Raw genomic sequence first — 22,146 nt, 5'->3', positions numbered from 1 at the left:
CTTCAGGTCGACCGCGGCGGTGCGGTCGTCGTGCCCGCGCGGAACGTGCAGGTGAGGTCGAGACCGGCGGGCGTCGAGCCCTCGAGCATCGCCGCAACGGCCTCGCCCGCCGCTCTCCCCTTCGCCGTCGCCGGTTGCACGAGGGTCGTCAGCACGTGAGGCGCGAGCCCGTCCACGACCACACCGTCGAAGCCCGTCACGCTCACGTCGCGCGGTACCTGGAGCCCCGCCTCCTCGGCCGCGCGGATCACCCCGGCCGCCAGCAGGTCGCTCTGCGCGATCACGGCCGTGGGCCGGCGGGAGGGATCGGCGAAGATCGCGCGGCCCGCGATCGCGCCCTCGTCGATCGAGCTGGTGGCGGCGGCGAGCGCGGGCGCGTCGGGGAACACCTGGCGCACACCCGCTAGTCGGTCCGCGGTGATGTCGACGCGCACCACCGCGTCGTCGGGGATCCAGCCCCGGCGTCGCTCGACGTCGGTCGGAAGCGTGACGATGACGACGTCGGTGTGCCCGAGGTCCGCGAGGTGCTGGGCCGCTTGGCGTTGCGCTTCGACGTTGTCGAGCAGCACGCGGGGGATTCCCGCACCGGCGTCTCCTTCGATGACGACGACCGGGATGCCGCGCCCTCGCACGATCTCGAGCGAGTCGGCCATGCGGGGACTGCAACCGATGAGCACGGCGGCGTCGATCGGGGCGGTGTGCAGCGACGGCTCGCTGACGGTCACCCCGTCGTCGCGCAGGAGGAGGAGCGCGGCACCGAGCCGGGACACGCCGTCGGCGAGCCCGTCCATCATGTGCGTCGTCACGGGGTCGAGGAAGGCGGTGCCGAGATGCTGGTCGAAGACCACGCCGACGATGCCGGAGCGACCGCGGCGCAGGGACGCGGCTCGGGGGTCGGGACCGGTATAGCCGAGCTTCTCGGCGGCGGCGAGGACGCGGGCCCGCGTCGCCTCCGACGTCGGGGTATTGCCACTGAACACGACGGATGCCGTCGACGGGGAGACGCCCGCCTCCCGGGCGACGTCGCTGATGGTCGCGCGGCGCGTGCTCACCGCCCGATCGTACCTCGGCCGCACCCCGGGTCTCGAATCGATTCGATTCGGCGGCGGGTTCCTCGTTACTGTTGCTGCATGGACTCCACGCTCACCCGTTCGCGTCTCGTGCGCTGGTACATCGCGATCTGCGCGATCTTCCTCGCGAGCGGCCTGAGCATCTCGACCTGGGCCTCCCGGGTCCCGGCCATCCGCGAGGCGCTCGGCATCGAGAACTCCGGCGTCGGACTGCTGCTGCTCGGCATGGGCGTGGCATCCATCATCGGGCTCACCATCGCGCCCGCCATCATGTCTCGGCTCGGCGCCCGCCGCGGCATGCTCGCGTCGCTCGTCACCGTCGCCGTGGGCCTCGCGATCATCGGCCTCGGGGCGGACACCCTGCAGCTGTTCGGTGTCGCGCTCGTCGGCCTCGCGCTGTTCGGATTCGGTAACGGCGCGGTCGACGTGATGATGAACGTCGAGGGCGCCGCACTCGAGAAGGCGACGGGGCGCACGGTCATGCCGCTGCTGCACGCGTTCTTCAGCTTCGGCACGGTGATCGGCGCCGGGATCGGCTTCCTCGCGGTGCGCGGGGGCCTGCCTGTGGTCGCGCACTCCGTCGCGATGGCGATCGTGATCGCCGTCGTGGTGTTCGTCGCCGTCGCGAACGTGCCGCCCCGCGAGATCGCGATGGACGCGTCTCCTGCGGAGGAGCGCGCACACTGGCGCGAGCGTCTCCGAGCCTCGCTCGCCGCCTGGCGCGAGCCGCGCACGTACACGCTCGGCGTGATCATGCTCGGGATGGCCTTCGCGGAGGGCAGCGCGAACGACTGGCTGCCGTCCGCCGTCGTCTTCGGCCACGGCGCCGCCGAGGAGGCCGGCCCCGCCGTGCTGGCGGTGTTCTCCGTCGCGATGACGGCCGGGCGGCTGCTCGGCGGTCCCGTGGTCGACCGGTTCGGGCGTGTGTGGGTGCTGCGGATCCTCGCGGTCACCGCCGCCGCGGGCCTGCTGCTCTTCATCGTCGCGCCGTTCGGGCCGCTCGTGTACATCGGCGCCGCCCTGTGGGGTCTCGGCGCCTCGCTCGGCTTCCCGATCGGCATGTCCGCCGCCGCCGACGATCCCGCCAAGGCCGCCTCCCGGGTCGCCGCCGCGGCCACGATCGGATACGTCGCGTTCCTCTGCGGTCCCCCGATCCTCGGCTGGATCGGCGATCACATCGGGCTGCTCAACACGCTGTTCATCGTGGTCGGGTTGATCGTGGCATCCGGGCTCTTCTCCGGGGCGGCCAAGCCTCTCCCGGTCGCGACGGACGAGCGCGAGAAGGCCGTCCGCCGCGATTAGGCTCATCGGGTGCGTCTCGTCATCGCCCGCTGCTCCGTCGACTACACCGGTCGACTCACCGCCCATCTCCCCCTGGCCACGCGTCTGCTCGTGCACAAGGGCGATGGGTCGCTGCTCGTGCACTCGGACGGCGGGTCGTACAAGCCGCTGAACTGGATGAGTGAGCGTTATTGTATGTTTGGCCTGACGGCGCGATAAACGCGGCGGGGCGGGGGTTGCTGTATGACAACGGCGGCGATTTACACACGGGTCAGTGACGACCACGGCAAAGAGGGAATGAGTGTCGCTGAGCAAGAGAGGCTTCTTCGGAACCTCGCGGCATCGCAACAACTTGAGGTAGTTGCGACCTTCACGGACGATGACATCGGCGCTTCAGAGTTCACGCCATCTAACAAGATCCGAGAAGGCTACATACAGATGCTCGCCGCGGCTAAGGCTGGGGAGTTTCGGTTCATCCTTGCCTACTCCGCCTCTCGCCTGACGCGCCGCCCCACAGAACTACAGGACCTCGTAGTTCTGGCGAACCCGCCCTTTGGTGTTCGGGTGATTACTAGCGTGAGCGGGAACGATGACCTCACCACGGCGGATGGTCTCATGACCGCTCGCCTGAAGTCCGTCATCGACGCGGCCGAATCCCATCGGATCAGTGAGCGCACCCGAGCCAAGAACCAGCAGAGAGCCTCTGAAGGCAAGGTGGGTCACTCTCCTTGGCGCGCATTCGGCTTTGAAGACGATGGAGTTACCCACCGGCCAGATGAAGCGGCCCTCATTCGGGAAGCTGTTGAACTCATTAAGGGAGGCGCTGCACTTAGAGAGATAGGAAGGCTGTGGGAGCAGCGCGGCGTGAAAGGTACTCCGGCTTGGAGGAAGGGTCTGGAGAAGGGCGAGACGGAGCAGCGTACTCAGTGGAACCACTCCGACGTCAAGGATGTGGTCTTCAAGTGGAAGAACGTTGGCGTTCGGACCTACAAAGGCGAGGTCATGAAGGGCGTAGACGAGAAGCCAATCCCAGTTGTCTGGGAACCGATCTACAGCATCGAAGACCGTGAAGCCGCCCTAGCGCAGATCGAGACGAACTACACCAAGCCTCACCTCAGGGCAACGAAGGGGGTCCTCTCGGGACTGCTCATCTGTGGTCGTTGTCGACGAAATCTATACAGCAACGCCGGATCGGGAAGGGCCAATCCGTTCTACATCTGCACTGACGGACGAAAGGCTCACCTCGGGATCACTGCCCCTGCGCTTGAGGAGTACGTTCAGGATGTTGTCTTCCGGTACATCATGGAGCGCAACTACTTTGGTGCCGTAGAGAGCGATAAAACGGTTGCTCCGTGGCCGGGCGAGCAACGATTGGCAGTCATCGCGACCAAGATGCAAGAGATGACGGACGCCTACGCAGAGAACATGCTTCCGGGAGCGTTGTACTACTCACAGATCGCTAAGTTTCGCATCGAGCAGCAGGAACTAGCCGTTGAGCGAAAAGCCTATTATGCGATGCACAAGCCTAGAGAACGCATATTCAAGAACGTGAACGAGGCCATTCAGTTCTACTTGAAATGGTCTGAACAGCCGATCGAACGCCGCCGCGCAGCCCTAAGGGATGAACTGGATGGCATCGTGATTAGTCCAGGTGAGCAAGGGAAGCGAGGCCATGCAGCCCTAGTGAAGAGAGTGAAGCTCGGTTGGAAAGAGCCACACCCCATCTTCAATGGCCGTTCCGCGGAGGAAGCCTATCGAGAGCCGTTGATGGCCTTTGCTACCCGAGAGCACGCGAAGGAAGATGGACGACCAACGCCACCGCCGCGTTCAGACCGAGAAGCCTATGAGAAGTGGCTTGAAGATGAGTACGAGTTCTGGAAGGCGCAGGGCAACTTGAAGTTCGGTTCTCCTTCCTGAGAACCCTGACCACCGCAGACTGAACCGGTTCGCAGGTGATTAGCATCGGCGCAAGTACATGACTGCCCGTGGTCTCGAACCCGGTAGTCGTAAGGCCCACAAGAGCCAGTTATGGTTCCAGTCCATGACCACTCGCAAGCGGCTCGTGACCATTGGTTCACTGTCGGTCCTGGCAATGTTCGGAATCTTCGTGGTTTCTACGCCCTTCTTGCGTGAACCACCCGCACCTGTGGTCAACGTGACCATCGAGCCGCAACCACTCGGTGGTGAGCAGCAGTCGGGTGGTGACCACGACGAAACCGGTGAAGCGCCCACCGAGGAAACCACTGAAGACGGTGGCGTTACCACTTCCCCCGCCTACCGAACCGGTGAGCGAACCGGCGAGAAGCTGAACGAACTGTGGACCGAGACCAAGGACTTCGGTCACGGCCTTTGGTCATCCATCACCGAGAAGGAGTAAGACCATGGCGACCATGAACCGCGAGCAGTGGGAACAATCCGACGATTGGCGCGCGCTCGTCTCGCCAGCAAACCATGGGACGTTCCTCGAAACCATCGCCGAGTCTAAGCGCGAGGGCAAGGAAGTGAAGCGAGTGATCGTGGCAGGAGGAGTACCCATCTTGTATGACGTGAGCGACTGAACAAATCCGATATAACTCTTGCGCTGTCGTTGGCGTAGTCCTCCTTGGACGCTAAAGCCCCCCGTCGATCTGTTTGCTTCTTCTCGACGGGGGGCTTCTCTATTTGACTCAGGTTGGGTTGGGTTCAGCCTTCTCAAGCTTGCTCTTTCCGAGGTCGAGACGAACCGTGCTTAGCTCCTCGATACTCATACCTAAGTGGACGGCTAGGTCTTCACTAGACATGCCCAGCTTCTCAGCCAAGGCAGTGCCGCTTCCCTTGAACCCTTCTGGCAACTTGCCCTTCTTGCCGGCCAGCTCCTTCTTGATTCCGTGGGTGGCTCCGTAGTACACGTTGAGTAGCTTCCCCTCATCGTTCACTAGCCGAATCTGGGCCTCTCGCTTCACGGGCTTTCTGGATCGACCTGAGAGCACATCGGCGGTGATACGGCGGCGACAGATCATGCAACGGATCGCCCCGCCGCCCCGAGTAGCTTCGAACAACGTAACTACACCGGTCACCTCTACATAGCGGGCAGCTTCTTCCGGTGACCATTCACTTTTACATCTGGGGCAGTAACCCTTTGCAACAATCATTTCCTTTCTCCTTATAGCTTCGGTAAGGCTTGCTCGAAGCCGTCGTCGTCTGAATCATCGTCGGTAACCTCAGTGAAGCCCCAGTCGTCCTCTTGTTCTGGGACCCAAGCTTTTGGTGCCACTTCGGCGGGTGTGGGAAGTTCAAGCGCGGTGAGAACAGAGGCAGGGGCGTTGGTGGCGAGCGAGCCGCTGACCGCAAGGTTTGCGAGCACCAAATCGGCTACGTCGCGGTCGCTGCTGTAAGCGAATCGAACTCGCACGGGGTCGCCGGTCTCTTCCTTCACGTAGCCAATACCAGCGGTGGCGTACTTATTTGCCTTGTTCGCGGGAGCGATCTTGGTGGAGTCGAAGCCATTTGCCGTAGATTCGTCGCCCAGAAAGAGCTTGTTGAACCAATCTGAGGGTTGACGCAACACGATGGCGTTAGCAAAGTTTCCGCGCATACGACCGAAGAGTTCCTTGTCGGCCTCCTGAGTCGCCACAATAACCGCGAACCCAAGCGAACGTCCCTGAGCGAGGATAGTGGTCAGTAGCGTTACTGCTCTCTTACCTTCTTTTCCCAGATCCAAGAGGGCAAGGATGAGGCTAAGGAACTCGTCGATGAAAAACACAACTAGTGGCGTCTCAGTCGTGAAGTCGAGAGACCGAGCAAGGTCACCACTCTCAAGATCCACTTCAAGCTCCTCACCACGTTTCATCATGAGGTCATAAACGGCCTGAATCAGTTCAATGGCCTCCCTGACTCTCTCCTCGGTCTGCCCTAGGACCAGGCTCTCGAACAAGCTCGATTTGCCGTACGCCTTGAGTTCGATGTTCTTCGGATCGATCCCAAAGAGCTTTGCGCGTCCATCATTCACAGCGGGAGCGAGCTGACGAATCAATGCTTGGAGCGGCGAACCCTTACCGGAGCCGGTGACGCCAAGGATGATGCCGTGGTGCATCGGATATTCCCATACCTCACCGGTGGATGTCACCGCGAGAGGAATCGACGCAAGGTCGGTAGCGGGATGCGCCTCGAAGAAGTTGAGTCCTTGTTTTTCTTTGGTGAGGCGATCCACTGGCTTAACCGTGTGGGCCTCAAATCGTAGGGAGCGGTAATCGGTGGCGTTCGCTGGGAGGATCGAGTGCAATCCAAGCTGAGACTTCACGTGAGGCAGCACGGCACTGATCTTCTGTTCCGTCATTCCTTGCAGCCTGAAGGTGATGAAGAAGTGCTCGGGGCCAGCATTGGCGGGCTGTAGAGCGTCCGACATGATTTCGACGGAAACCTTGCTCGCTGCGGCAGCAATCTGCTTGCGGGTCAAGGTGAGGTTCTTGCCACGCTTCGGCTCATCCTTACGACGGCTATTGGCGGCCTTCACTGCGGCGGGGTACGGGGACAGCCAGGCCGCTTGCTGTCGAGGTTTCCTTGGATTGTCGCCGTCTCGATCGATCGGCACTTGATGTTCGTTTGCTGGGGCAAGTAGCTCCACAACCTCCGAACTTTCGAGCAGTTCAGCCTTGATGGCATATTCCTGCCTCTCTTCCTCAAGCATCTTGCGTAGCTCGTTCTTCACGATGAGCTTTGGTAAGTACAGCCGTACCGCTACCGCACCGCCGATGACGACGATGAGACCGATTACGGCGAGGGTGATTACGAGTGTGGTGTCCATTAGTTTTCTCCTTCCTGGGTTGGGGACAGTCGGTTGAGTTGTTCGGTGATGAAGCAGAGGTCGTCGCAGTAGTTGCAGCGGTGGGTATCGTTCTGCCAGTCGCGGTAGCGCTCTTGACCGACCTCCCTCCACCACCCGAGATGTTCGTAGTGAGGGTTGTCGATCTGAAGTTCCTGTCGGAAGCGGGCGTGAATGTTTCGGGATCGCTGTTCATCAAGCTGTTCTTCGGTGAACCATGAGTCGTTCGGTAGCTCGTTCATCTCAATCACGAGTCCTTCTGCGAATCTTCACGATTTCGCCGTCGAGGTGTCTCAATGGGCTGATGGCGAGGAAGCCACTCTCGATCAGACCGGTCCCTTCCTTCTTATCCACCTTCACGATGAGGTTCGCGATGTCGTTTCGGTCAGTCCAGTAGACGACCTGGTCGTACACGTAGCGGTGCTTAGCCTCATAGGCCCACATACGAAAGAGAGAGGCGTACCCGTCCCAACTCTTTTTAGACAGTTCGATCTCACCGGCGATGTTCTTAGCTCGACGGTCAGTGCGGTCGCCGTCCAGGTGGATGACCAGATCGGGTATGTGGTAGCTGGCTGCTTTGCGACCCTCGCCTACCTTGACACCGGGAGTTCCGATGATCCGCAAGAGCGGGAATGCCTCAATCAGGTCGTTCCATTCAAGAACTCCGCTGTTGACTAAGCCAACCGCCTGCTTCAGCATCGCCTCTCGCTGCGGACCCCAGTGGCTGGGCTTACCTTCTTTCGCCGCATCCTTGAGGCTCCATTCCGTCTCTGCGAAGTCGGCTCTTAGCTGCGGCTCGCTGACTAACTGCTTGAAAGACACCCGAGGAACATTGAGTTCATCCCTCAGCGCGGTTTCCGGGGAGGCGTAGTGGGCGGCTACTAGACCAATGAAGCGGTAGTGATTCAGGCGCTCCAGTGACAAGTCGTCGAGGGCGTTGGCAGTCCCTTCGTTCGGTTCTGACAGGTAGCCGAAGTTCTGAGCGACCGCACAGCCCGCCTCCGTAGCACCCCAGTAGGTCACTGGGTTGTCCCCATCGGGAGTGTATGACTCCACTAGGCCGAGCTTTTCGAACTTCTCAAGCTGCTTCAGAGTGCCGCCGACCGTGCGTAGTTTCCCGCCTTCGTAGCCAGTCTTAGTCGGTTGAGTCAGGGCGATGGCTCTGACCGCCTCGACGGTCGATCCGGGGAACTTCGCAACCTCCACGAGGTGAGGTACGGTCGCCTCAGTCACACGCAGTCGAGGGGTTCCCTTGTGAGGGTTCGGAATGCCCTTGCGGTAGCCTTTTTCACCAAAGCGCGGGGCCTTCTTTTCGCCAACCGGCGCTGCTGCCTTGTCAGCGGCAGGGGCTCCTGGGCGTTGAATGCGAAACGCTGACTGTGATGCGGTCGGTGATTTGACGGGGTAGTCGTCATCGTCGTCATCTTCGTCAAGCATTGGGTTGATTAGGTCGGTCATTTTGCCTCCTCGATTGTGGGTCGAGAAGTAATATCGCTTTAACCTATTCGCTTCAGATAGTGGTTCAGCTTGGCTTCCGGGTATGGCTGATTTGCTGAATAGGTTGAGGCAATAGGACGAAGCGGCTTCAACCTATTCTGACCAAAATGAACCTTCGGGCGCGGTAATCTTGCTTTCGTCTAACGACGACCAAGGGAGGCCCCTGGACCCCTCTTCTCCAACCTGTACGAAATACCTGCAAGCCTTCTAAAAGCTGGATCTAATCACCTCTCGTCTTGAACCCCTCTATAGCCTCCACTAAGCCATAACCCCCTGCTAGCTAGGAACGCTATAACCCTTCTTCCCCTTCTCGATGCTCTACGCTCCAATAGCTCTTCCTTCAGTGACTGCCCACTATCCCAAGCACTTCTCATAGACGAGCAGCCAGTCTTCTTCTTCAGCATTTCGTTGCTTACTTCGACTTCGGTTCATCACCGTAAGAACTCCTCCTGAGCTCTAGACCGCTCTGTGTAACAAGTCATTTTTTTCCACACTGTAAGCAGTATTCGAGCACTTCTGGGAAATGAAGCTTTCCCCGTCCACCTTCTGAATGAGCGTTTCAGTCCCGCTTCGGCTCGTCGGGCTGGACCCTCCTCGGTTGGAGGCTGGTGCGTGTCGGTAGTGCGTCACGTTCAGCAAGAAGCGTCAGGTGCCCGATGATGTGACACCAAGCAAGCTCGCGTGCCGGTGCTCTCGTCTACCGAGTGACCGTGTGACACCGACGACCACTTCATGAAGCTGTCCGCGTGTGTGACACCCACTAAGCGTGACGATCGCTGGGGTTCGCTGTGTGGCACCTCGAGGCACGGTCGGTAGTTCTCTCGTGATGTGTCACGAAGCGGCGTGAGGCTCGCTCTGGTGGGCGCCCATGTGACACCGCGAGACAGATGCCGCATCTGACTGTCGATGTCGATATTCCTCCTGTACCCACACAAGGAGTGAACGATGACCCACCCGAACATCTGCCTGTTCCCGAACTGCGAGCAGCCTCGGCATGACCTCTTCTACTGCGGTGAACACGTCACCGACTACGAGGCAGCCCTAGAACCATTCAGCGACCGATCGTGTGAGCTACCCATGTGCTCGACCCGCACCCGCGGTCACTCTCGTCTATGCGAGAAGCACAAAGGCGTGGCGTACCGCTTCAGCATCAGCCCCGATCACCTGCTTGAGATTGTCGGCACAAACGAGGGTCGGTGCCATGTCTGCTTCCACGAACAGGGAGTGAACCTCGATCACTCGGTGGCCTGCTGCAACAAGCCTGGATCGTGCGGCGATTGTGTGCGCGGTTGGGTCTGCCAGAAGTGCCATTGGCTCATCAGCACCGCCGCCGAGAGCAAGCAGCGACTCATGAGGATGTACTGCGACAGCCGTCTCACTCGAAGCAACTACCTCGGAGCGATCCGATACCTCGCGGCTTACGACGAACCCACTGACCGAAGCCTTGAGCAAGAGTTCGAACTGTTCAAGACCAACGCTCAGACCTGGTGGAGCCGTGGCGAGTTCGAACGCAAGACTCCCACCCTTGACCGCCTCGCTCAGGAGCTATCTCTTGTGCCGACCCACGATATAAACCACGACGGCAACACCGTCACCTACTCAGGAGAATGACTATGAACACAGGAAGGATCAAGAAGGCACTCATAGGAGTTGGAGCCGCGCTAGCGCTGGCTGCGGTATTCCTCATGAGCACACCACCCACGGCAGCAAGCGCCTACCAGGGCGGCTCCGGTGGTGGCGGTACTGCAGGCGGCGGTGGCGGCGGCGGCTGGGGCGACATCCAGAAATGGAGCGTTGCCAACACTTGGGCAGAGTTCGAGGGTGCCAAATACATGGTCGCCAACCATGGATCAGCGGACAACTACGTGAGGTCGTCTTCCGGTGGTCAAGGACTGCTTGACCTTTGTAGGGGTCCGAACCTCTTGAGGATCTATTACCTGTCCTCAAACTCTGGCGCTGTCATCAAGCCGTCTACGGGCGGCGGCACCTTCCCGTGGGGAGGTACGCCTGTGGAGGGCGACCCCATCGACCAGTTTGCGTCCTCTCAAAATGGTCGCGGCGTCTACGTCATCTGCGTGATTAACGCGACTGAGCGAATCACCAAGGACGAGGTTCAGACTCGTCCCCGCACCGATGCAACTACCGTCAAGGGCATCCTGGCTTGGAACACGAGCGTTGAAGCGCCTCTCACTAACGCCAACTTAGAGGAGGACGCTGATGGCAAAAAGGTGGACCCCATCGGCGTGAACAATCTCCAGAACCAGATGATGGTCACCAAAGAGAGCAACTTCGGCCGACTCGTCCGTGAGATTGCTAAGTCCGGTCGCGGTGATTACCTCCATAAGCTTGCGGAACTTCAGGATGCGATTGCTCGCGACGCCTCGGAACCGCACGGGACCGTGGACTTGAACGCAGCCAACCAAGCCGGTCTCGCTGAAGGTGGAGTTCTAGACATCGTGGAGTCCACTAAATACGGAGAGGTCGCTCTTGAACAGAACTGGAGCGAGTCACGCACCCGTCGGTACACCTGTGATTACGTACCGAACACGAATGGAACCCAGCTCGCCAACCCTGACAACTGTTCTTACGACAACTGGTCCGGTTGGAGTGAGGTCAGTGACACTCGCGCTCACAACGTTGTGCCGAAGCTGGGGACTCAACCGACCACAGCCTTTTGGCAACTTGTCTCAGTGCACTGCAACCCTAAGGAGTTGGACGCCGCGTTAGCTGCTTACGGCACCGACTACAACATCATCTCTCAGTCACGCACCGACAAGGAGGTAACCACCCTCTTGAAGACGAATCCGGTAGCCCCTCGCCCTACGAGTGCCGATGCGAAAATCTTCGGAGTGCCCACCGTTGCAACTGCGGCTCTTGCTCGAACCGGCGAAGTTGGCTTCTACGACAAGCATTGCTCCGTTCAGTGCCTCACTGATCCTTCTGGTTCCGGTGCGTCCAACGCCAACGGCGCTAAGAAGAATGCCTCCATCAACTCCAACCGTGGCGATGGCTACTCGAACGGCGGTGCTGTTCTCGGTGACTCGAACTCGAACTATTTCGAAGTCTTCCGCAACAACGATAAGAACCGCATCACCGTGAACACCGCCTACCCGAAGGTCGAGGGCACTGGCCTTGACTACAGCGGCACCGCACCGATTGCTACTACCGTGAGCATCTGGAACGGCAGCACGCCTCGCACGGTGGTTGATCCGGTAAAGGGTGGCGGGCAGTTCAGTATGTGGGCCGTAAACGGTGATGGTTCCAAGCAACTCTTCACCGGAACACAGAAGCCTACTGAGCAGACCAACTTCACGGACCCCGCACGTCCTCAGGTCTTCTCCGGTCCGACCGCCACGAAGCTGGCTGGACCGTACCGAGCTTTCGATGTGGCGGCCACATGGGCCTCAGAGGCTAACGCTCCGGTGGTGCTTAATGTGAAGTGGGAGTACCAGCCCACCACGAAGATGAGTGTGATTGCTTCGGTGGGTATGAACGCCAACCGCAGCACCACCTACTCGACCGTCAACCGCGATCAGAAGATTGACGTGGATTGCTACGCCGGGTTCGGAAACAACGTGTCCGCGCCGACAGGCTTCTACGCACCGAACGAGACAGGCTCGAAGGTAACCAACACGGTTGACGAAAACATCCTCGACAAGACCATGACCGACGGTGCATCGGCCTACTCGAACCAGCGGAACTTAGTGATTCGTTTCGTCAGGGGGGTGGCCGAGTAAGGATTGATTCATAGAGGGGTCATGGTCTTCGGATCATGACCCTTCTTAGTTGGCTGTGACAGAACCGCATTCGTAACTTGAAAAGTGTTAAAGTCGGCTCATGGCTACCCGCACCGTTCTGATTGACGACCTCGACAACGACGTGACCGATGACGTGGAGACCATCACGTTCTCAGTAGGCAAGCACACCTACAGCGTGGACCTCGGAGCGGACAACCGTGAAAAGTTCTACGACGCTCTGGAGCCCTTCATCAAGGTGGCTGCCAGCGGCAACAACCCCGCTTCAGCCCTTAAGCGCGAGGCCATCCCCAACAAGGACATCCGCGCATGGGCCAAAGAGCAGCCGGCAAAGATCCGTGACCTCGTGAAGTCCGACCGCGGCGTTGTCCCGAAGGCCGTGGTCGCCGCCTACAACGAAGCCAACGGCACCAAGTACTAGCCCATCCACCTACGAACGGCTCTCGCTTCACGGCGAGAGCCGTTTTCGTTGGCGTGAGCGATCGGTGTACCGTTTGCCCGCCCTGAGTCGAAGTGCTGGCCCGCGATCTGGACTCGAGTGAAGAACCAGGACGATCTTCTAGACGATTTGGATACCGACTTCGAGGTCGAGGAGATGAACTATGTCTACTAACAAGAGACCGGTAGGACGACCTGCCCGACTGACACCTGAGCAGCGACGAGAAGTTATCCAGCTAAAGCGTTCAGGTCTGAGTTACCCGAAACTAGCAAAGATGTTTGGAGTCGGCATTGGAACAATCGACCGCGCCATCTGTAAGACCCTAGAAGAGGAGACGCAATGAAAATTGAAAGCAGATTGGGGGATGCTCGATTAGTAGCAATCTTGAAGAAGTACATCGACTACAGGCTTGCCTACGTGATCGAGCGGCGTCCCAACCCCGACGACCCTCACGGCGCGGCCCTTTTGATCGTCCGGTGTCCCTATTGTACGAAGACTCACCTACATGGCAGCGGCGTGGACGAGCTAGGAAAGCGCGACCTCGGAACTCGCGGATCGCACTGCGGCTCGTTGCGGGTATCTGACAGAAGCACGGACTACGTGATTTTAGATCTTCGCCCCGTCAGAGAGCTTCGAGCGGAGATTGCGTCGTATGTGTGGAGGGAGCTTCTTTGATACCTTGCGCCTCCGCCATCCCGATCCGATTCCAACCAAGGAGACCCTATGGAGAACACATACCGAGAAGACGTCCTCAGAAGGCTACGCGCAGACTTCCCAAACATTGAAGAGGAGTTCCTTGCGGTTCTAGCCGATGCTGAAGTCAAACCCCTTGAACCGTTCTGAAATCACCAATCTCCAATAGCCCCGACCAATCTCAATCCCGGTCGGGGCTATTGTTTTGTCCGTCCACTGGAAGCACTTCAGCGGTATGGCGATATTCCTCACTGTTAATGAAGGACGCCCCCCGGGAAGCTTTGGCCGTATTCCCCGGGGGGCTTTCTCTTTGCGTCCAGCGGTCACTGCTTCGAGTCTGAGCGCCTATCCGCACCGGCCCGTACAACGACCCGTGTCTGACCCTCGGGAGACCAGATCGACTCCTAGCGATATTTCGTTTGTCCGAGCCAAGGAGGCTCACTACCACCGGGCATCGACTCCAAGGAGACAAAATCATGACATTCATTTCAAACATCAGGGGAGCCTTCGGTTCCGTAGATGCTGCCGACCGCGGTTCACTCGTTGAAACGGTACTACTCATTGCAGGGTTCGCTGTCGTGGCAATCCTCGTAGTGACCTGGATTGGTAACGCTATTGCTGGTCAGGCCGCCAACGTCTCGAACTGCATTGCTTCGGCAAACAGCTCGAACGGTTCAAGTCTCAACAGCACTTGCACCGACAACAAGGGCCTGAGCAACACCATTAGCGGTCAGGTCAACAACACCAAGGGAGGCCGCTTCTAAGGGAGCCTTCCAAATCGAGTCCTGAACTAGCCACTGAAAGGCCCGTGTACCGAAGTACACGGGCCTTTTCTCGTTGAACCTAGGCAGCTGACTAGGAAGTCGCGGTCCGGCCGTGATTCCTAGGGGTGCAACAAACGAGCGTTTCCCGCACCGGCTCAATGTTGATATTAGAACCGTATAACAACCCGTTTCTCGCACCACTTAGAGAAATGACTTGTTAGAAACCCTCTACAACGACAGAGAAGGAGCAAATCTCATGAAGATCAACACTAAGACCGTGACCATCAGCGGCACGGCATACACGCTTCAGAAGTACGTGACCCAAATCGACCGCCACGGAAACTACTCAAAGGTTCCGCAGTACGCCGTGAGCACCGAAGGGTCTACCAAAGACAGCATGACCTCAGTCGAACTCATCGATCACCTTACCAAGCTCATCGCCTTCAAGTACGACCACATCCCCGGTATTCAGTCCAAGGCAAAGAAGATCGCTCACGACTTCTTTATCCGTCTTGAGTGCGCCAACGACCCGATTGAGGTTCCGGCTCGTCGCGTTGACCCCGGCGCACCGAAGCTCGGTCGTACCGGCATTCCCACCCGCCCACTCGTCCCCGCATTCTAAGGAGAAAGGAAATGAACGAGCACAACAAACGACAGATCATCGAACGGTTCATGAGCGAGCTTGACTTCGAGGACCTCTTTATTGAGTGGTACTGGAAGCAGTTCAACAAGCCCGAAGAGAGCTACATGGGTACTTACTACCCGGCAGAGATTAGCCCCGACTGGGATCGTGACGCCGCCCAACAACTCGCCTACGAAGCCGAATCAGCTTGTGAAGCCGCATTCGACCGATCTACTTACTGAACCAACCCGACTAAGGAGAAAGGACATGACTGATTTCCGAGACAGGAAGCTTGTGAACGCCGCCGCCGAGCTTGCCGAGGAAGAAGGCAACTACCGCTACGGGCGATGGGATATCCGCTATGACCGGTTCGTAGCCACTCTCACCCGCTACCTCATCGATCACCAGGAGGACTGGTACCCCATCCAAGAGGATGACACCCGCTTCCTCAAGGCCATCCAAAACTTCTACAACAGCTAACCCTCATAAAGGAAAAAGGAAATGTCCGAACCCACAAGAGATGAGCAGATTGAAGACCTCGCCGCAATCAATGCTCGGAACCCTCGCAAAGAGCCGTCTGATCTGGAAAGCCGCCGCGCGGACTTCGACAAGAGAATCGCATTGCGAATGACTCCGAGTGTAGCGAACAAGATTCTCAAAGACCTTTTCAACTAATAGGAGACCAACCATGACCATCAAACTAGGCTACGGCCGCGTATCAACTGACAAGGAGGAGGGTAAGGAGCAGACCCTCGGCCAGCAGATCGACAAGCTCACTGAGGCGGGCGTTGATCCCGAAAACATCTACACCGAGAAGATCAGCGGAAAGATCAACCTCACTCACGGCCCAAAGTGGCTCGCGCTGAAGGAGCGCATCATAAGTTCTGAGGAGCCTGTCGACCTCCATATGGTCGATTGGTCACGCCTTGCTCGCCAAGGGCTGCCATTCCAAAACGCAGTCGCTGAACTGAGAGAACACGGCTGCGTGTTCACCATCGTTGGTGACCCGCGCTATCAGCAGTACGCACCCGCAGACGCCATGGACGAGATGATGCTCGCATGGGAGGCCTTCGGTGCGCAGATGTACCGCGAACGAATCTCAAAGAGCACGAAGGCCAAGCTTCACTTCAAGAGAGATGTTCTGGGAGAAACGCTTGGTCGCCCGAAGAAACTCACTGCCGAGGACTGCGAGTTCATCGCGAGGCTCACCGCCAACGGCCACGGGTACGGCTACATCGTCCACGAACTCACCAAGCGCCGCGTCAAGGCAATCCCGGCTGAGGTGAAGCTGATCGAAGCTGACTACGTGAAGGCCATCAAGCATGCAGTGGTCAGCAAGACGACCGTTGCCGACGAGGTTCGCCGCCAGCAGGCGCTAGCAAGCTAAACGCGCTCACCACCAATGCCACTGATCTAGAAACCCACCGGCTGTTTCTACGACACAACCCCTCACTAGGAGAAGGAATGAACACCTCTACCGCTGACCGCGACAACGACAACGACAACGACCACCACTCCCACGGCCACGCATGGCTGATGGGGATGTACCAAGCCCTCATTACCTCTGACCTACCAACTGAAGAGGTCAATCTACGAATCGAACACTACGCAAAGGAAATTGGTGACCACTCATGAAGACCATCCTCAGAACACTCAAGATGGCTGCCCCAAGCCTCAAGCTAGTCGGCAAGGGGGCGCTTATCGGAGGAGTCCCGTTGTTCCTCATCGCCACAGTGGCCTTCGGCATCTTCTCGGGTAGTTACGGCCTACCGACTCCACGTGCAGAGGTAGATGACCTCACGACATCTATCTCTCAAGCGTTCACCTTTAGCGATCAGCAAGAAGCGAACCGCTAAGGGACAGACGAAACCCTGCTTTCTAACCCCTAGCCGATATACAAACCGTCCGAGCCAAGGAGGCGCACTACCACCGGGCACCCACTCCAAGGAGAATCTCAATGTCCATTTATTCAACCCCCAAAAGCCGAAAGCGTATCGTCATCGTTGGCGCTACTGCGGCTATCCTCTCTACCGCCCTCGTTGGTGGAGGTCTAGCATCCCTTACCGTGGAGACCGTTCGCGAAGGAAGCTCCCTGACCGCCGAGCTTCGAGGAGGCATCGAGTTCGATGAAGGATCAGGCGTCATCGTAAAGAACGTCTCCCCCGGTCAGACCGCCGAGGAGTTCATCGTCACCGGAACCAACGTCGGTAACGTTCCCGGTCACGTCATGCTTTCCGTTGACGCTTTCGACACCTCTAAGCTCTCCGAAGGCTTCCTGGACAACACGAAGGTTCAAGTCGTCTTCGACGGGATCAACTACCCGGGTACCCAAGCAATCACCCTTCGTGACTTCGTGACTAAGGGTTTTGGTGCACCTCGTGTTGAACCGGGCGCAAACGTCAAATACAGCGTAGTCATCACTCCAGCCGCAACCGCGGAAGGCTTCACCGCCGAGGATCTTGGTAACTTCAACGACGCCACCTTCAACCTAAAGTTCACCTTCTCCGGTATCGGCGACGACGGCGCATCCGACCTCTCGGAGTACATCGCCGTTCACGGTGAGTCGATTGCCACCGTTGGTGGCAACATCTTCGCTCTCCCGAACGCTGACATCAAGACCGCTTCTGAGACCGGTGTTGCAGTGGAGACCGTAGGCGACTAAGTCTCGAACATCCCAGTAAGCCCCGCATACTTCTCGCTCGTGTGAAGTATGCGGGGCTTTCTTTGTGAGCGATCGGTGTACGTAGCGATATTCACCCTGAGCAAACAAAACAAGGAGTTCGACTATGAACGCTACAACGACCCCGATCCCAACTACCGAAGATGAGCCGACCGCCGACGAGAGCGAGGTGCACGACGAAGAGAAGAAGCTGAAGCGCAAAATCAAGTGGAAGCGTAGAGCGTTCGCATGGGGAGCCTTCATCCTTCTCGTGGCGCAGATCGTCACCCTGATCGTCGCAATCTTCGCGGCGGTGCCTGCCTTTCAGATCATCTTCCTCAAGTACAGCTACAGCACCGTTCTCACCGGTTCCATGACCGGCACCATCGACCAAGGAGACCTGGTGGTGATGAGGGAGTATCACGGTGAGGAATTGAACGTCGGTCAGATCGTCGGCATTCAGAATCCGTCCGGCAAGTTCATCCACCGCATCGTAGAAGTAAACGAGGACGGCTCGTACAAGACCCAGGGAGATGCAAACGATTCAGCAGACTTATTCACCCCGAAGGCCGGTAAGGACAGTAAGGACTTCTGGGGTGTCCTTGAGACTGTTCACCATCAACCAATGGCTACCGCAATCTCCGTCTTCGCGCCCGACGCCGATTGGCTTGCCCAGCTGCACGAAGCGGCCTCAGAGAAGGACTTCAGTCGGGTACTGGGTCTTGTTCCCTCCGCGCCGTGGGGCTTCGTAGCGCTTCTCACCGCGGTAGCGCTCTTCTGGTGGCTTATCCCGGACTTCATCAACTTCCTGCGCAACCGCGAAGGAGCAAAAGACGAGCTAGCTCTCGAACTTCTAAAGAAGCAGGTCGAGAGCCACGAAGGATCACTCATCGAGATTGAACCAGTCGTGGACGAACTCAAGCACGATCACGATGCGGCCAAGGCCAAGGAAGAGGAAGAGGTACGAGCCTTCCGCGAGGCTCTTGAGGCTCCACTTGCCTACGATCCCGAGAACCTATTTGACGAGCCGGAATCAGCAGAGGAGGTCGATGACACCGACGCCTTCTTACGCGACCTTCAGGCTCGCCACGGCACCACCGGAGTAACGACCAGAACGAGCCAGAACGAGCTTCCTCCGTTGAGCGCATCGACGCCCGACCCTGAGGAAGAGGAGCACAGAGACGAAACCACAGCTTTTGACATGGATGAAGTTGACGACATCAGGGATCTACTGAAATGACCAGCTATCACAAGACCGACAAAGGTGTATGGACACGATGCCGAGCCGTGAAGCGTAAGGGCGGGGGTGTATCACTGTGTCCTCTTGAAGCGATCGGTGTACGGAGCGACCACAGGAACGGTATGGAGGGCATCGCCGCTTCCGGTGGTGGAGTGCTTCGTAGATGGGTGGCCGAGGACACCTACCGAGAGACGAAGATCACACCCCTCGGTAACGGAACTTTTGAGGCATCGACCGGCAAGCGCAGGCGCATCTTCAAGATGGACGGCACTCTCGTGGGGCTGAAAGAGCGTCTGAAGGCCGCAAAGAAGTCATCTGTGAGTGAAGTGGATAGCAAGTGGTACGAAGAGGCCCGCGAGCACTTTGCAACATTCAAAGTCCTTTCCGAGAAGCTACGAGACCCGGAACGTCAGGCTAGAGGAACCATGACCAGTGCGTGGGATGGGACACTCCTCTACCGACCTCGTGAAGAGGTGGAAAGTCGCATCCGTGGCATGTACGCCTATCTGGACAACCACGGCGATACGAAACTACGCGCTTACACCGACGAGTTCGCTCATCATCTGAGAGCCGTTCAAGACGAGGCTGAAACTCTTTATGAGACCAACGAACTTCTCAAGCTCGCCGGTCTCGATGACCCGAAACTCAAGAGGAGGTGATGACTATGACTGCATTGACAATAGATGAGCAGATCGACCCGAACACTGGCGAGTCCTACCTCCGCGTAGAGACGACCGATGACCAAGGAAACAAGGTAGTAGAACGCTACTGATAACAGCTAAGAAGCCCCCACCAGTCTCGAGGCGGTGGGGGCTTCGAAGTGTGGGCTACTACCTCATTGATACGTCCCCACGATAGAGGTCGCCTTCCACATAGGTGATGAGTTCGCCGGCCCCGGATCGACCAACCCACACGTAGTCACCCTCACGGAACTCCACAGCCCAACCGGCTTGATGAAGTGCATCGGCAAGGCTTTCGTCAGCGCCCCCTGGAAAGAAGGCAATCCCCGATGAAGGCGGCTCGAAGTCATCCAGGATCACCTTGAGGTCATCCATGGTTTGCGGCTTCTCATTTACGATCCGCGCGAGGGTTGCGTCGTACTTGTCCCAGTAAGGCTTAAGGCTCATAGGGCAGACATTAACCGGCTGTTGATGTCCTGTGTGATCGACGTTGGTGGCACCGCTGGAGGCGCTGGATTCGAGTCTGCGCGCCTATCTATTGCAGTACGAACAATCACACCTACCAGCAGCCATGAACTCCAGGATCGCGTCTACAGCGATCACGGAAAGCGACGGCTAAAACGAATCTGAAGATTCTTTCGAGAGCGTGTTGACAGAGCGCTGGAGCCAAATAACGTTCCATCCAACAACGCTTCATCCACCACAAACGAAGGAAACATCATGGCCGACACCAAGACCGCTACCGCCACCGCGACCGCCGAGAAGCCCGCCGTTCAGACCGTCGAGGCCGACGAGAAGTTCACCATCGACACCAAGGAGCTCTCCCGCATCCTCACTGTGGTTCGCTACCGCGTGAACGAGGCCATCCGTGACGCCAACCGCAAGGCACCGATCCTGTCCAACAGCCAGGCCGAGGCCCGCGCCAAGGCCCACAGCCTCGTCAAGGTTCTTCGCGAATTCTCCGAGCAGACGTTCTGACCGCCGACCCCCTTACCCCTGCCCTTGTGGTGGGGGTAGAGGAGCATGTGGGCACAGTTCTAAGACTTAGTTGGCATTCAGTCCGTGACTGCGGCTATCCAATGCCAGCTTGAAGTGACTCTCTGCGGCGTCGATGACGTGAGTAGGAGTGGATGGATCAAAAACACGAAGAAGAGAGAACCTGAAGGTCGTAGGGTCCAGGCCAATAAGCTCCCGATTCCCGCCATTCCCATTCGTAGCGTAGACGTGCCAGCGCTGAGAGATGTTCTCAAGGCCATCAGCCTTACCTACGTAATGACGGCCGTTGCGAGTGTCCGTGATCAGGTACACACCCATCACAGAGGACAGAGCCGTGCGCCAGGTCAAGTAGCGGTGCTCCCGCATGACCGCCTGCAGCCGCTCATAGCTGAGGATGAGTTGGTCGAAGCCGGGGAAGGGTATCGGTCGCGAATCTGCAATCTCTAAGACTGGGTACCGAGCTACGGTAGTCCCGTTGATCTTCCAGCTTCGTGCACCTGTCCAGCCGATCACGAGTCTGTCTCGAAGGTCGGCCATCTCTTTGGACACCTCAAGATCGAAAGCTCGAATCGCACCTTCTGGGGGGAGTTCCCCCTTGTTCGTCACGACAGCCCAAAGCCTTGCCCTGTCACCACCCTCCGGAACGAACACCAGCCAAGTCTTGGGCGGTGCAGCCGGGAAGCTACGTGTGCTCGATGACTGACGGCTCGTGTAGTACAGGATCTCCTCAGCCGTGGAATCCGCGTTGAGGCCCTTTAGCGGACTGCCCGCCGGTTCGATCACGTAGGCGTGCCGAATAGCCAGCGTTGTTTGGGGATCGATGCCAGCGCTGAGCAACAAGGGTTCGAGGGTCAGGGTCACGAGATTGCCGCTCTACCTTCAGTCGGCGTAACCGTTGGCCTCTTCGAACAGCCTCAGGAGTTCTTTTTTAACGGGTCCGCGTTCGGGAATCTCATGCCCGTTGGCATGTAGCCACTCACGGGCTTCTCGCGGTTCGTAGGCTCGCCGCTCTGCTGCAGGTGCTTCCACAAGCCTCGCGGTGTTCTCTCCGGCTCCGGTTCTGCGGGCAACAGAGATGTAGGGAGCAAGGAGTTCAGCCATCTTCTCCTCATTCACCTTCGAAAGTTCCAGCTCGTACCCCTGCCCTTGGAAGGTGAAGGCGACTGTGCCGCCCTCTCCTGGTTCGAGCATCGAGCCGTCGAGGTCGTCAAACTTCACATTCTTGATCGCCATACCTCAACGATACTCAGTTCCAAACTCAGTTTCAATGGCCCATTCAGTCCCTCAGATAACACTTGCGAAAACTTTCTTAAAAGAATTTATCCGCGGAATCACGGGGTTTTTAGGGGGTTTCTGAAATTAGTTTTCTCTTTGGGGTTGCGAGGGGTTTAAACATCTGGCAAACTAATTTATGTCGGAAGGGGCGGACGAAAGAATGAAACCCCTCCACGACATGGACTTTCATAAATAAACAGGGTTATCAAATAATTTACAACTCCACGAGCCTTCCTGGATCGTGGGAGATAAACGTGTCACGTCGCAGAGCACAAGCCGCTCGGCGCTGACGATCACTTCCAACTTCGGGACATGGTCTTTTTCTGAGCCTGTCCCGTCCAACGCGGACACCCGTTCGCAAGCAGTACCCATCG

General features: G+C 58.2%; 26 protein-coding genes and 1 pseudogene. 19 read left to right on the top strand and 8 right to left on the bottom strand.

Annotated elements, in window-relative coordinates:
- Positions 1-2 precede the first annotated feature (2 nt).
- Complete coding sequence (locus AC3WLZ_RS00460; RefSeq protein WP_492468607.1) at positions 3-1,052, bottom strand: LacI family DNA-binding transcriptional regulator; 1,050 nt, start codon at positions 1,050-1,052, stop codon at positions 3-5.
- A 78-nt stretch (positions 1,053-1,130) separates the two neighbouring features.
- On the opposite strand from AC3WLZ_RS00460, the gene AC3WLZ_RS00455 reads away from it, so the two are divergent.
- The 5 genes and pseudogenes from AC3WLZ_RS00455 (at position 1,131) to AC3WLZ_RS00435 (ending at position 4,909) form a co-directional block, all read left to right on the top strand.
- On the top strand, positions 1,131-2,372 hold the full coding sequence (locus tag AC3WLZ_RS00455) for an MFS transporter (RefSeq protein ID WP_492468606.1): 1,242 nt from the start codon (positions 1,131-1,133) through the stop codon (positions 2,370-2,372).
- 9 nt (positions 2,373-2,381) lie between these two features.
- Positions 2,382-2,534, top strand: a pseudogene (locus tag AC3WLZ_RS00450) (endonuclease NucS); the annotation flags it as partial.
- 60 nt (positions 2,535-2,594) lie between these two features.
- Positions 2,595-4,268 (top strand): recombinase family protein, encoded by a 1,674-nt coding sequence (locus tag AC3WLZ_RS00445; RefSeq protein ID WP_492468605.1) that lies wholly within the window; start codon positions 2,595-2,597, stop codon positions 4,266-4,268.
- 124 nt (positions 4,269-4,392) lie between these two features.
- A complete protein-coding gene (locus AC3WLZ_RS00440) occupies positions 4,393-4,728 on the top strand; it encodes a hypothetical protein (protein ID WP_492468604.1) in 336 nt (111 codons plus the stop codon).
- 4 nt (positions 4,729-4,732) lie between these two features.
- The gene (locus AC3WLZ_RS00435; protein ID WP_492468603.1) at positions 4,733-4,909 is read left to right on the top strand and encodes a hypothetical protein; all 177 of its coding nucleotides are present in this window, start codon (positions 4,733-4,735) and stop codon (positions 4,907-4,909) included.
- A gap of 108 nt (positions 4,910-5,017) precedes the next feature.
- Here the strand turns inward: AC3WLZ_RS00435 and AC3WLZ_RS00430 are convergent, their stop codons facing one another.
- The 4 genes from AC3WLZ_RS00430 to AC3WLZ_RS00415 are packed head-to-tail and all read right to left on the bottom strand — an operon-like array spanning position 5,018 to position 8,610.
- Positions 5,018-5,482, bottom strand: coding sequence for a hypothetical protein (locus AC3WLZ_RS00430; protein WP_492468602.1), 465 nt, complete (start codon positions 5,480-5,482; stop codon positions 5,018-5,020).
- Between the two features lie 11 nt (positions 5,483-5,493).
- Complete coding sequence (locus AC3WLZ_RS00425; protein WP_492468601.1) at positions 5,494-7,134, bottom strand: FtsK/SpoIIIE domain-containing protein; 1,641 nt, start codon at positions 7,132-7,134, stop codon at positions 5,494-5,496.
- A complete protein-coding gene (locus tag AC3WLZ_RS00420; RefSeq protein ID WP_492468599.1) occupies positions 7,134-7,403 on the bottom strand; it encodes a hypothetical protein in 270 nt (89 codons plus the stop codon). Before AC3WLZ_RS00420 ends, AC3WLZ_RS00425 begins: the two co-directional genes overlap by 1 nt.
- Positions 7,396-8,610 (bottom strand): hypothetical protein, encoded by a 1,215-nt coding sequence (locus AC3WLZ_RS00415; RefSeq protein WP_492468598.1) that lies wholly within the window; start codon positions 8,608-8,610, stop codon positions 7,396-7,398. The genes AC3WLZ_RS00420 and AC3WLZ_RS00415 overlap by 8 nt, the downstream gene beginning before the upstream one ends.
- Before the next feature lie 984 nt (positions 8,611-9,594).
- Here AC3WLZ_RS00415 and AC3WLZ_RS00410 point away from each other — a divergent pair.
- From AC3WLZ_RS00410 to AC3WLZ_RS00350, 13 genes are all read left to right on the top strand, one after another.
- Positions 9,595-10,260, top strand: coding sequence for an endonuclease domain-containing protein (locus AC3WLZ_RS00410; protein WP_492468597.1), 666 nt, complete (start codon positions 9,595-9,597; stop codon positions 10,258-10,260).
- 74 nt (positions 10,261-10,334) lie between these two features.
- On the top strand, positions 10,335-12,386 hold the full coding sequence (locus tag AC3WLZ_RS00405) for a hypothetical protein (protein ID WP_492468596.1): 2,052 nt from the start codon (positions 10,335-10,337) through the stop codon (positions 12,384-12,386).
- Positions 12,387-12,486: 100 nt separating this feature from the next.
- Positions 12,487-12,825: an Lsr2 dimerization domain-containing protein gene (locus AC3WLZ_RS00400; protein ID WP_492468595.1), complete on the top strand. Its 339-nt coding sequence runs from the start codon at positions 12,487-12,489 to the stop codon at positions 12,823-12,825.
- A gap of 402 nt (positions 12,826-13,227) precedes the next feature.
- A complete protein-coding gene (locus AC3WLZ_RS00395) occupies positions 13,228-13,518 on the top strand; it encodes a hypothetical protein (RefSeq protein ID WP_492468594.1) in 291 nt (96 codons plus the stop codon).
- A 494-nt stretch (positions 13,519-14,012) separates the two neighbouring features.
- Positions 14,013-14,300, top strand: coding sequence for a hypothetical protein (locus tag AC3WLZ_RS00390; RefSeq protein WP_492468593.1), 288 nt, complete (start codon positions 14,013-14,015; stop codon positions 14,298-14,300).
- A gap of 256 nt (positions 14,301-14,556) precedes the next feature.
- Positions 14,557-14,922, top strand: coding sequence for a hypothetical protein (locus AC3WLZ_RS00385; RefSeq protein ID WP_492468592.1), 366 nt, complete (start codon positions 14,557-14,559; stop codon positions 14,920-14,922).
- Positions 14,923-14,933: 11 nt separating this feature from the next.
- A complete protein-coding gene (locus AC3WLZ_RS00380) occupies positions 14,934-15,164 on the top strand; it encodes a hypothetical protein (RefSeq protein ID WP_492468591.1) in 231 nt (76 codons plus the stop codon).
- A gap of 25 nt (positions 15,165-15,189) precedes the next feature.
- Complete coding sequence (locus AC3WLZ_RS00375) at positions 15,190-15,402, top strand: hypothetical protein (protein WP_492468590.1); 213 nt, start codon at positions 15,190-15,192, stop codon at positions 15,400-15,402.
- Between the two features lie 208 nt (positions 15,403-15,610).
- Positions 15,611-16,309 carry a recombinase family protein gene (locus tag AC3WLZ_RS00370; RefSeq protein ID WP_492468589.1) on the top strand — a complete coding sequence of 233 codons (699 nt, stop codon included), beginning with the start codon at positions 15,611-15,613 and terminating at the stop codon, positions 16,307-16,309.
- Positions 16,310-16,386: 77 nt separating this feature from the next.
- On the top strand, positions 16,387-16,557 hold the full coding sequence (locus AC3WLZ_RS00365; protein ID WP_492468588.1) for a hypothetical protein: 171 nt from the start codon (positions 16,387-16,389) through the stop codon (positions 16,555-16,557).
- Positions 16,558-16,987: 430 nt separating this feature from the next.
- Positions 16,988-17,584, top strand: a complete 597-nt coding sequence (locus AC3WLZ_RS00360; protein WP_492468587.1) for a hypothetical protein — start codon at positions 16,988-16,990, stop codon at positions 17,582-17,584.
- Positions 17,585-17,708: 124 nt separating this feature from the next.
- On the top strand, positions 17,709-18,821 hold the full coding sequence (locus AC3WLZ_RS00355; RefSeq protein WP_492468586.1) for a S24/S26 family peptidase: 1,113 nt from the start codon (positions 17,709-17,711) through the stop codon (positions 18,819-18,821).
- Between the two features lie 47 nt (positions 18,822-18,868).
- A complete protein-coding gene (locus tag AC3WLZ_RS00350) occupies positions 18,869-19,480 on the top strand; it encodes a hypothetical protein (RefSeq protein WP_492468585.1) in 612 nt (203 codons plus the stop codon).
- A 171-nt stretch (positions 19,481-19,651) separates the two neighbouring features.
- Here AC3WLZ_RS00350 and AC3WLZ_RS00345 read toward each other — a convergent pair whose 3' ends face one another.
- On the bottom strand, positions 19,652-19,948 hold the full coding sequence (locus tag AC3WLZ_RS00345) for a hypothetical protein (protein WP_492468584.1): 297 nt from the start codon (positions 19,946-19,948) through the stop codon (positions 19,652-19,654).
- Between the two features lie 273 nt (positions 19,949-20,221).
- Here AC3WLZ_RS00345 and AC3WLZ_RS00340 point away from each other — a divergent pair, with 273 nt between their 5' ends.
- Positions 20,222-20,479 (top strand): hypothetical protein, encoded by a 258-nt coding sequence (locus AC3WLZ_RS00340; RefSeq protein WP_492468583.1) that lies wholly within the window; start codon positions 20,222-20,224, stop codon positions 20,477-20,479.
- Between the two features lie 66 nt (positions 20,480-20,545).
- Here AC3WLZ_RS00340 and AC3WLZ_RS00335 read toward each other — a convergent pair whose 3' ends face one another.
- Positions 20,546-21,358 (bottom strand): GIY-YIG nuclease family protein, encoded by an 813-nt coding sequence (locus AC3WLZ_RS00335; protein ID WP_492468582.1) that lies wholly within the window; start codon positions 21,356-21,358, stop codon positions 20,546-20,548.
- Positions 21,359-21,376: 18 nt separating this feature from the next.
- The gene (locus AC3WLZ_RS00330) at positions 21,377-21,730 is read right to left on the bottom strand and encodes a histone-like nucleoid-structuring protein Lsr2 (protein WP_492468581.1); all 354 of its coding nucleotides are present in this window, start codon (positions 21,728-21,730) and stop codon (positions 21,377-21,379) included.
- Positions 21,731-22,146: the final 416 nt, after the last annotated feature.

Source organism: Microbacterium sp. FW305-3-2-15-F-LB2, assembly GCF_058787255.1.
The sequence above is the reverse complement of the archived record's forward strand: the minus strand, read 5'-3'. Positions and strand labels throughout refer to the sequence as shown.

Excerpts from the sequence above, each read along its gene's own strand:
- AC3WLZ_RS00435 (WP_492468603.1), top strand. The coding sequence starts at position 4,733 with ATGGCGACCATGAACCGCGAGCAGTGGGAACAATCCGACGATTGGCGC.
- AC3WLZ_RS00425 (WP_492468601.1), bottom strand. The coding sequence starts at position 7,134 with ATGGACACCACACTCGTAATCACCCTCGCCGTAATCGGTCTCATCGTC.
- AC3WLZ_RS00375 (WP_492468590.1), top strand. The coding sequence starts at position 15,190 with ATGACTGATTTCCGAGACAGGAAGCTTGTGAACGCCGCCGCCGAGCTT.
- AC3WLZ_RS00400 (WP_492468595.1), top strand. The coding sequence starts at position 12,487 with ATGGCTACCCGCACCGTTCTGATTGACGACCTCGACAACGACGTGACC.
- AC3WLZ_RS00415 (WP_492468598.1), bottom strand. The coding sequence starts at position 8,610 with ATGACCGACCTAATCAACCCAATGCTTGACGAAGATGACGACGATGAC.
- AC3WLZ_RS00445 (WP_492468605.1), top strand. The coding sequence starts at position 2,595 with ATGACAACGGCGGCGATTTACACACGGGTCAGTGACGACCACGGCAAA.
- AC3WLZ_RS00330 (WP_492468581.1), bottom strand. The coding sequence starts at position 21,730 with ATGGCGATCAAGAATGTGAAGTTTGACGACCTCGACGGCTCGATGCTC.
- AC3WLZ_RS00405 (WP_492468596.1), top strand. The coding sequence starts at position 10,335 with ATGAGCACACCACCCACGGCAGCAAGCGCCTACCAGGGCGGCTCCGGT.
- AC3WLZ_RS00370 (WP_492468589.1), top strand. The coding sequence starts at position 15,611 with ATGACCATCAAACTAGGCTACGGCCGCGTATCAACTGACAAGGAGGAG.
- AC3WLZ_RS00380 (WP_492468591.1), top strand. The coding sequence starts at position 14,934 with ATGAACGAGCACAACAAACGACAGATCATCGAACGGTTCATGAGCGAG.
- AC3WLZ_RS00440 (WP_492468604.1), top strand. The coding sequence starts at position 4,393 with ATGACCACTCGCAAGCGGCTCGTGACCATTGGTTCACTGTCGGTCCTG.
- AC3WLZ_RS00365 (WP_492468588.1), top strand. The coding sequence starts at position 16,387 with ATGAACACCTCTACCGCTGACCGCGACAACGACAACGACAACGACCAC.
- AC3WLZ_RS00355 (WP_492468586.1), top strand. The coding sequence starts at position 17,709 with ATGAACGCTACAACGACCCCGATCCCAACTACCGAAGATGAGCCGACC.
- AC3WLZ_RS00390 (WP_492468593.1), top strand. The coding sequence starts at position 14,013 with ATGACATTCATTTCAAACATCAGGGGAGCCTTCGGTTCCGTAGATGCT.
- AC3WLZ_RS00430 (WP_492468602.1), bottom strand. The coding sequence starts at position 5,482 with ATGATTGTTGCAAAGGGTTACTGCCCCAGATGTAAAAGTGAATGGTCA.
- AC3WLZ_RS00340 (WP_492468583.1), top strand. The coding sequence starts at position 20,222 with ATGGCCGACACCAAGACCGCTACCGCCACCGCGACCGCCGAGAAGCCC.
- AC3WLZ_RS00410 (WP_492468597.1), top strand. The coding sequence starts at position 9,595 with ATGACCCACCCGAACATCTGCCTGTTCCCGAACTGCGAGCAGCCTCGG.
- AC3WLZ_RS00385 (WP_492468592.1), top strand. The coding sequence starts at position 14,557 with ATGAAGATCAACACTAAGACCGTGACCATCAGCGGCACGGCATACACG.
- AC3WLZ_RS00455 (WP_492468606.1), top strand. The coding sequence starts at position 1,131 with ATGGACTCCACGCTCACCCGTTCGCGTCTCGTGCGCTGGTACATCGCG.
- AC3WLZ_RS00345 (WP_492468584.1), bottom strand. The coding sequence starts at position 19,948 with ATGAGCCTTAAGCCTTACTGGGACAAGTACGACGCAACCCTCGCGCGG.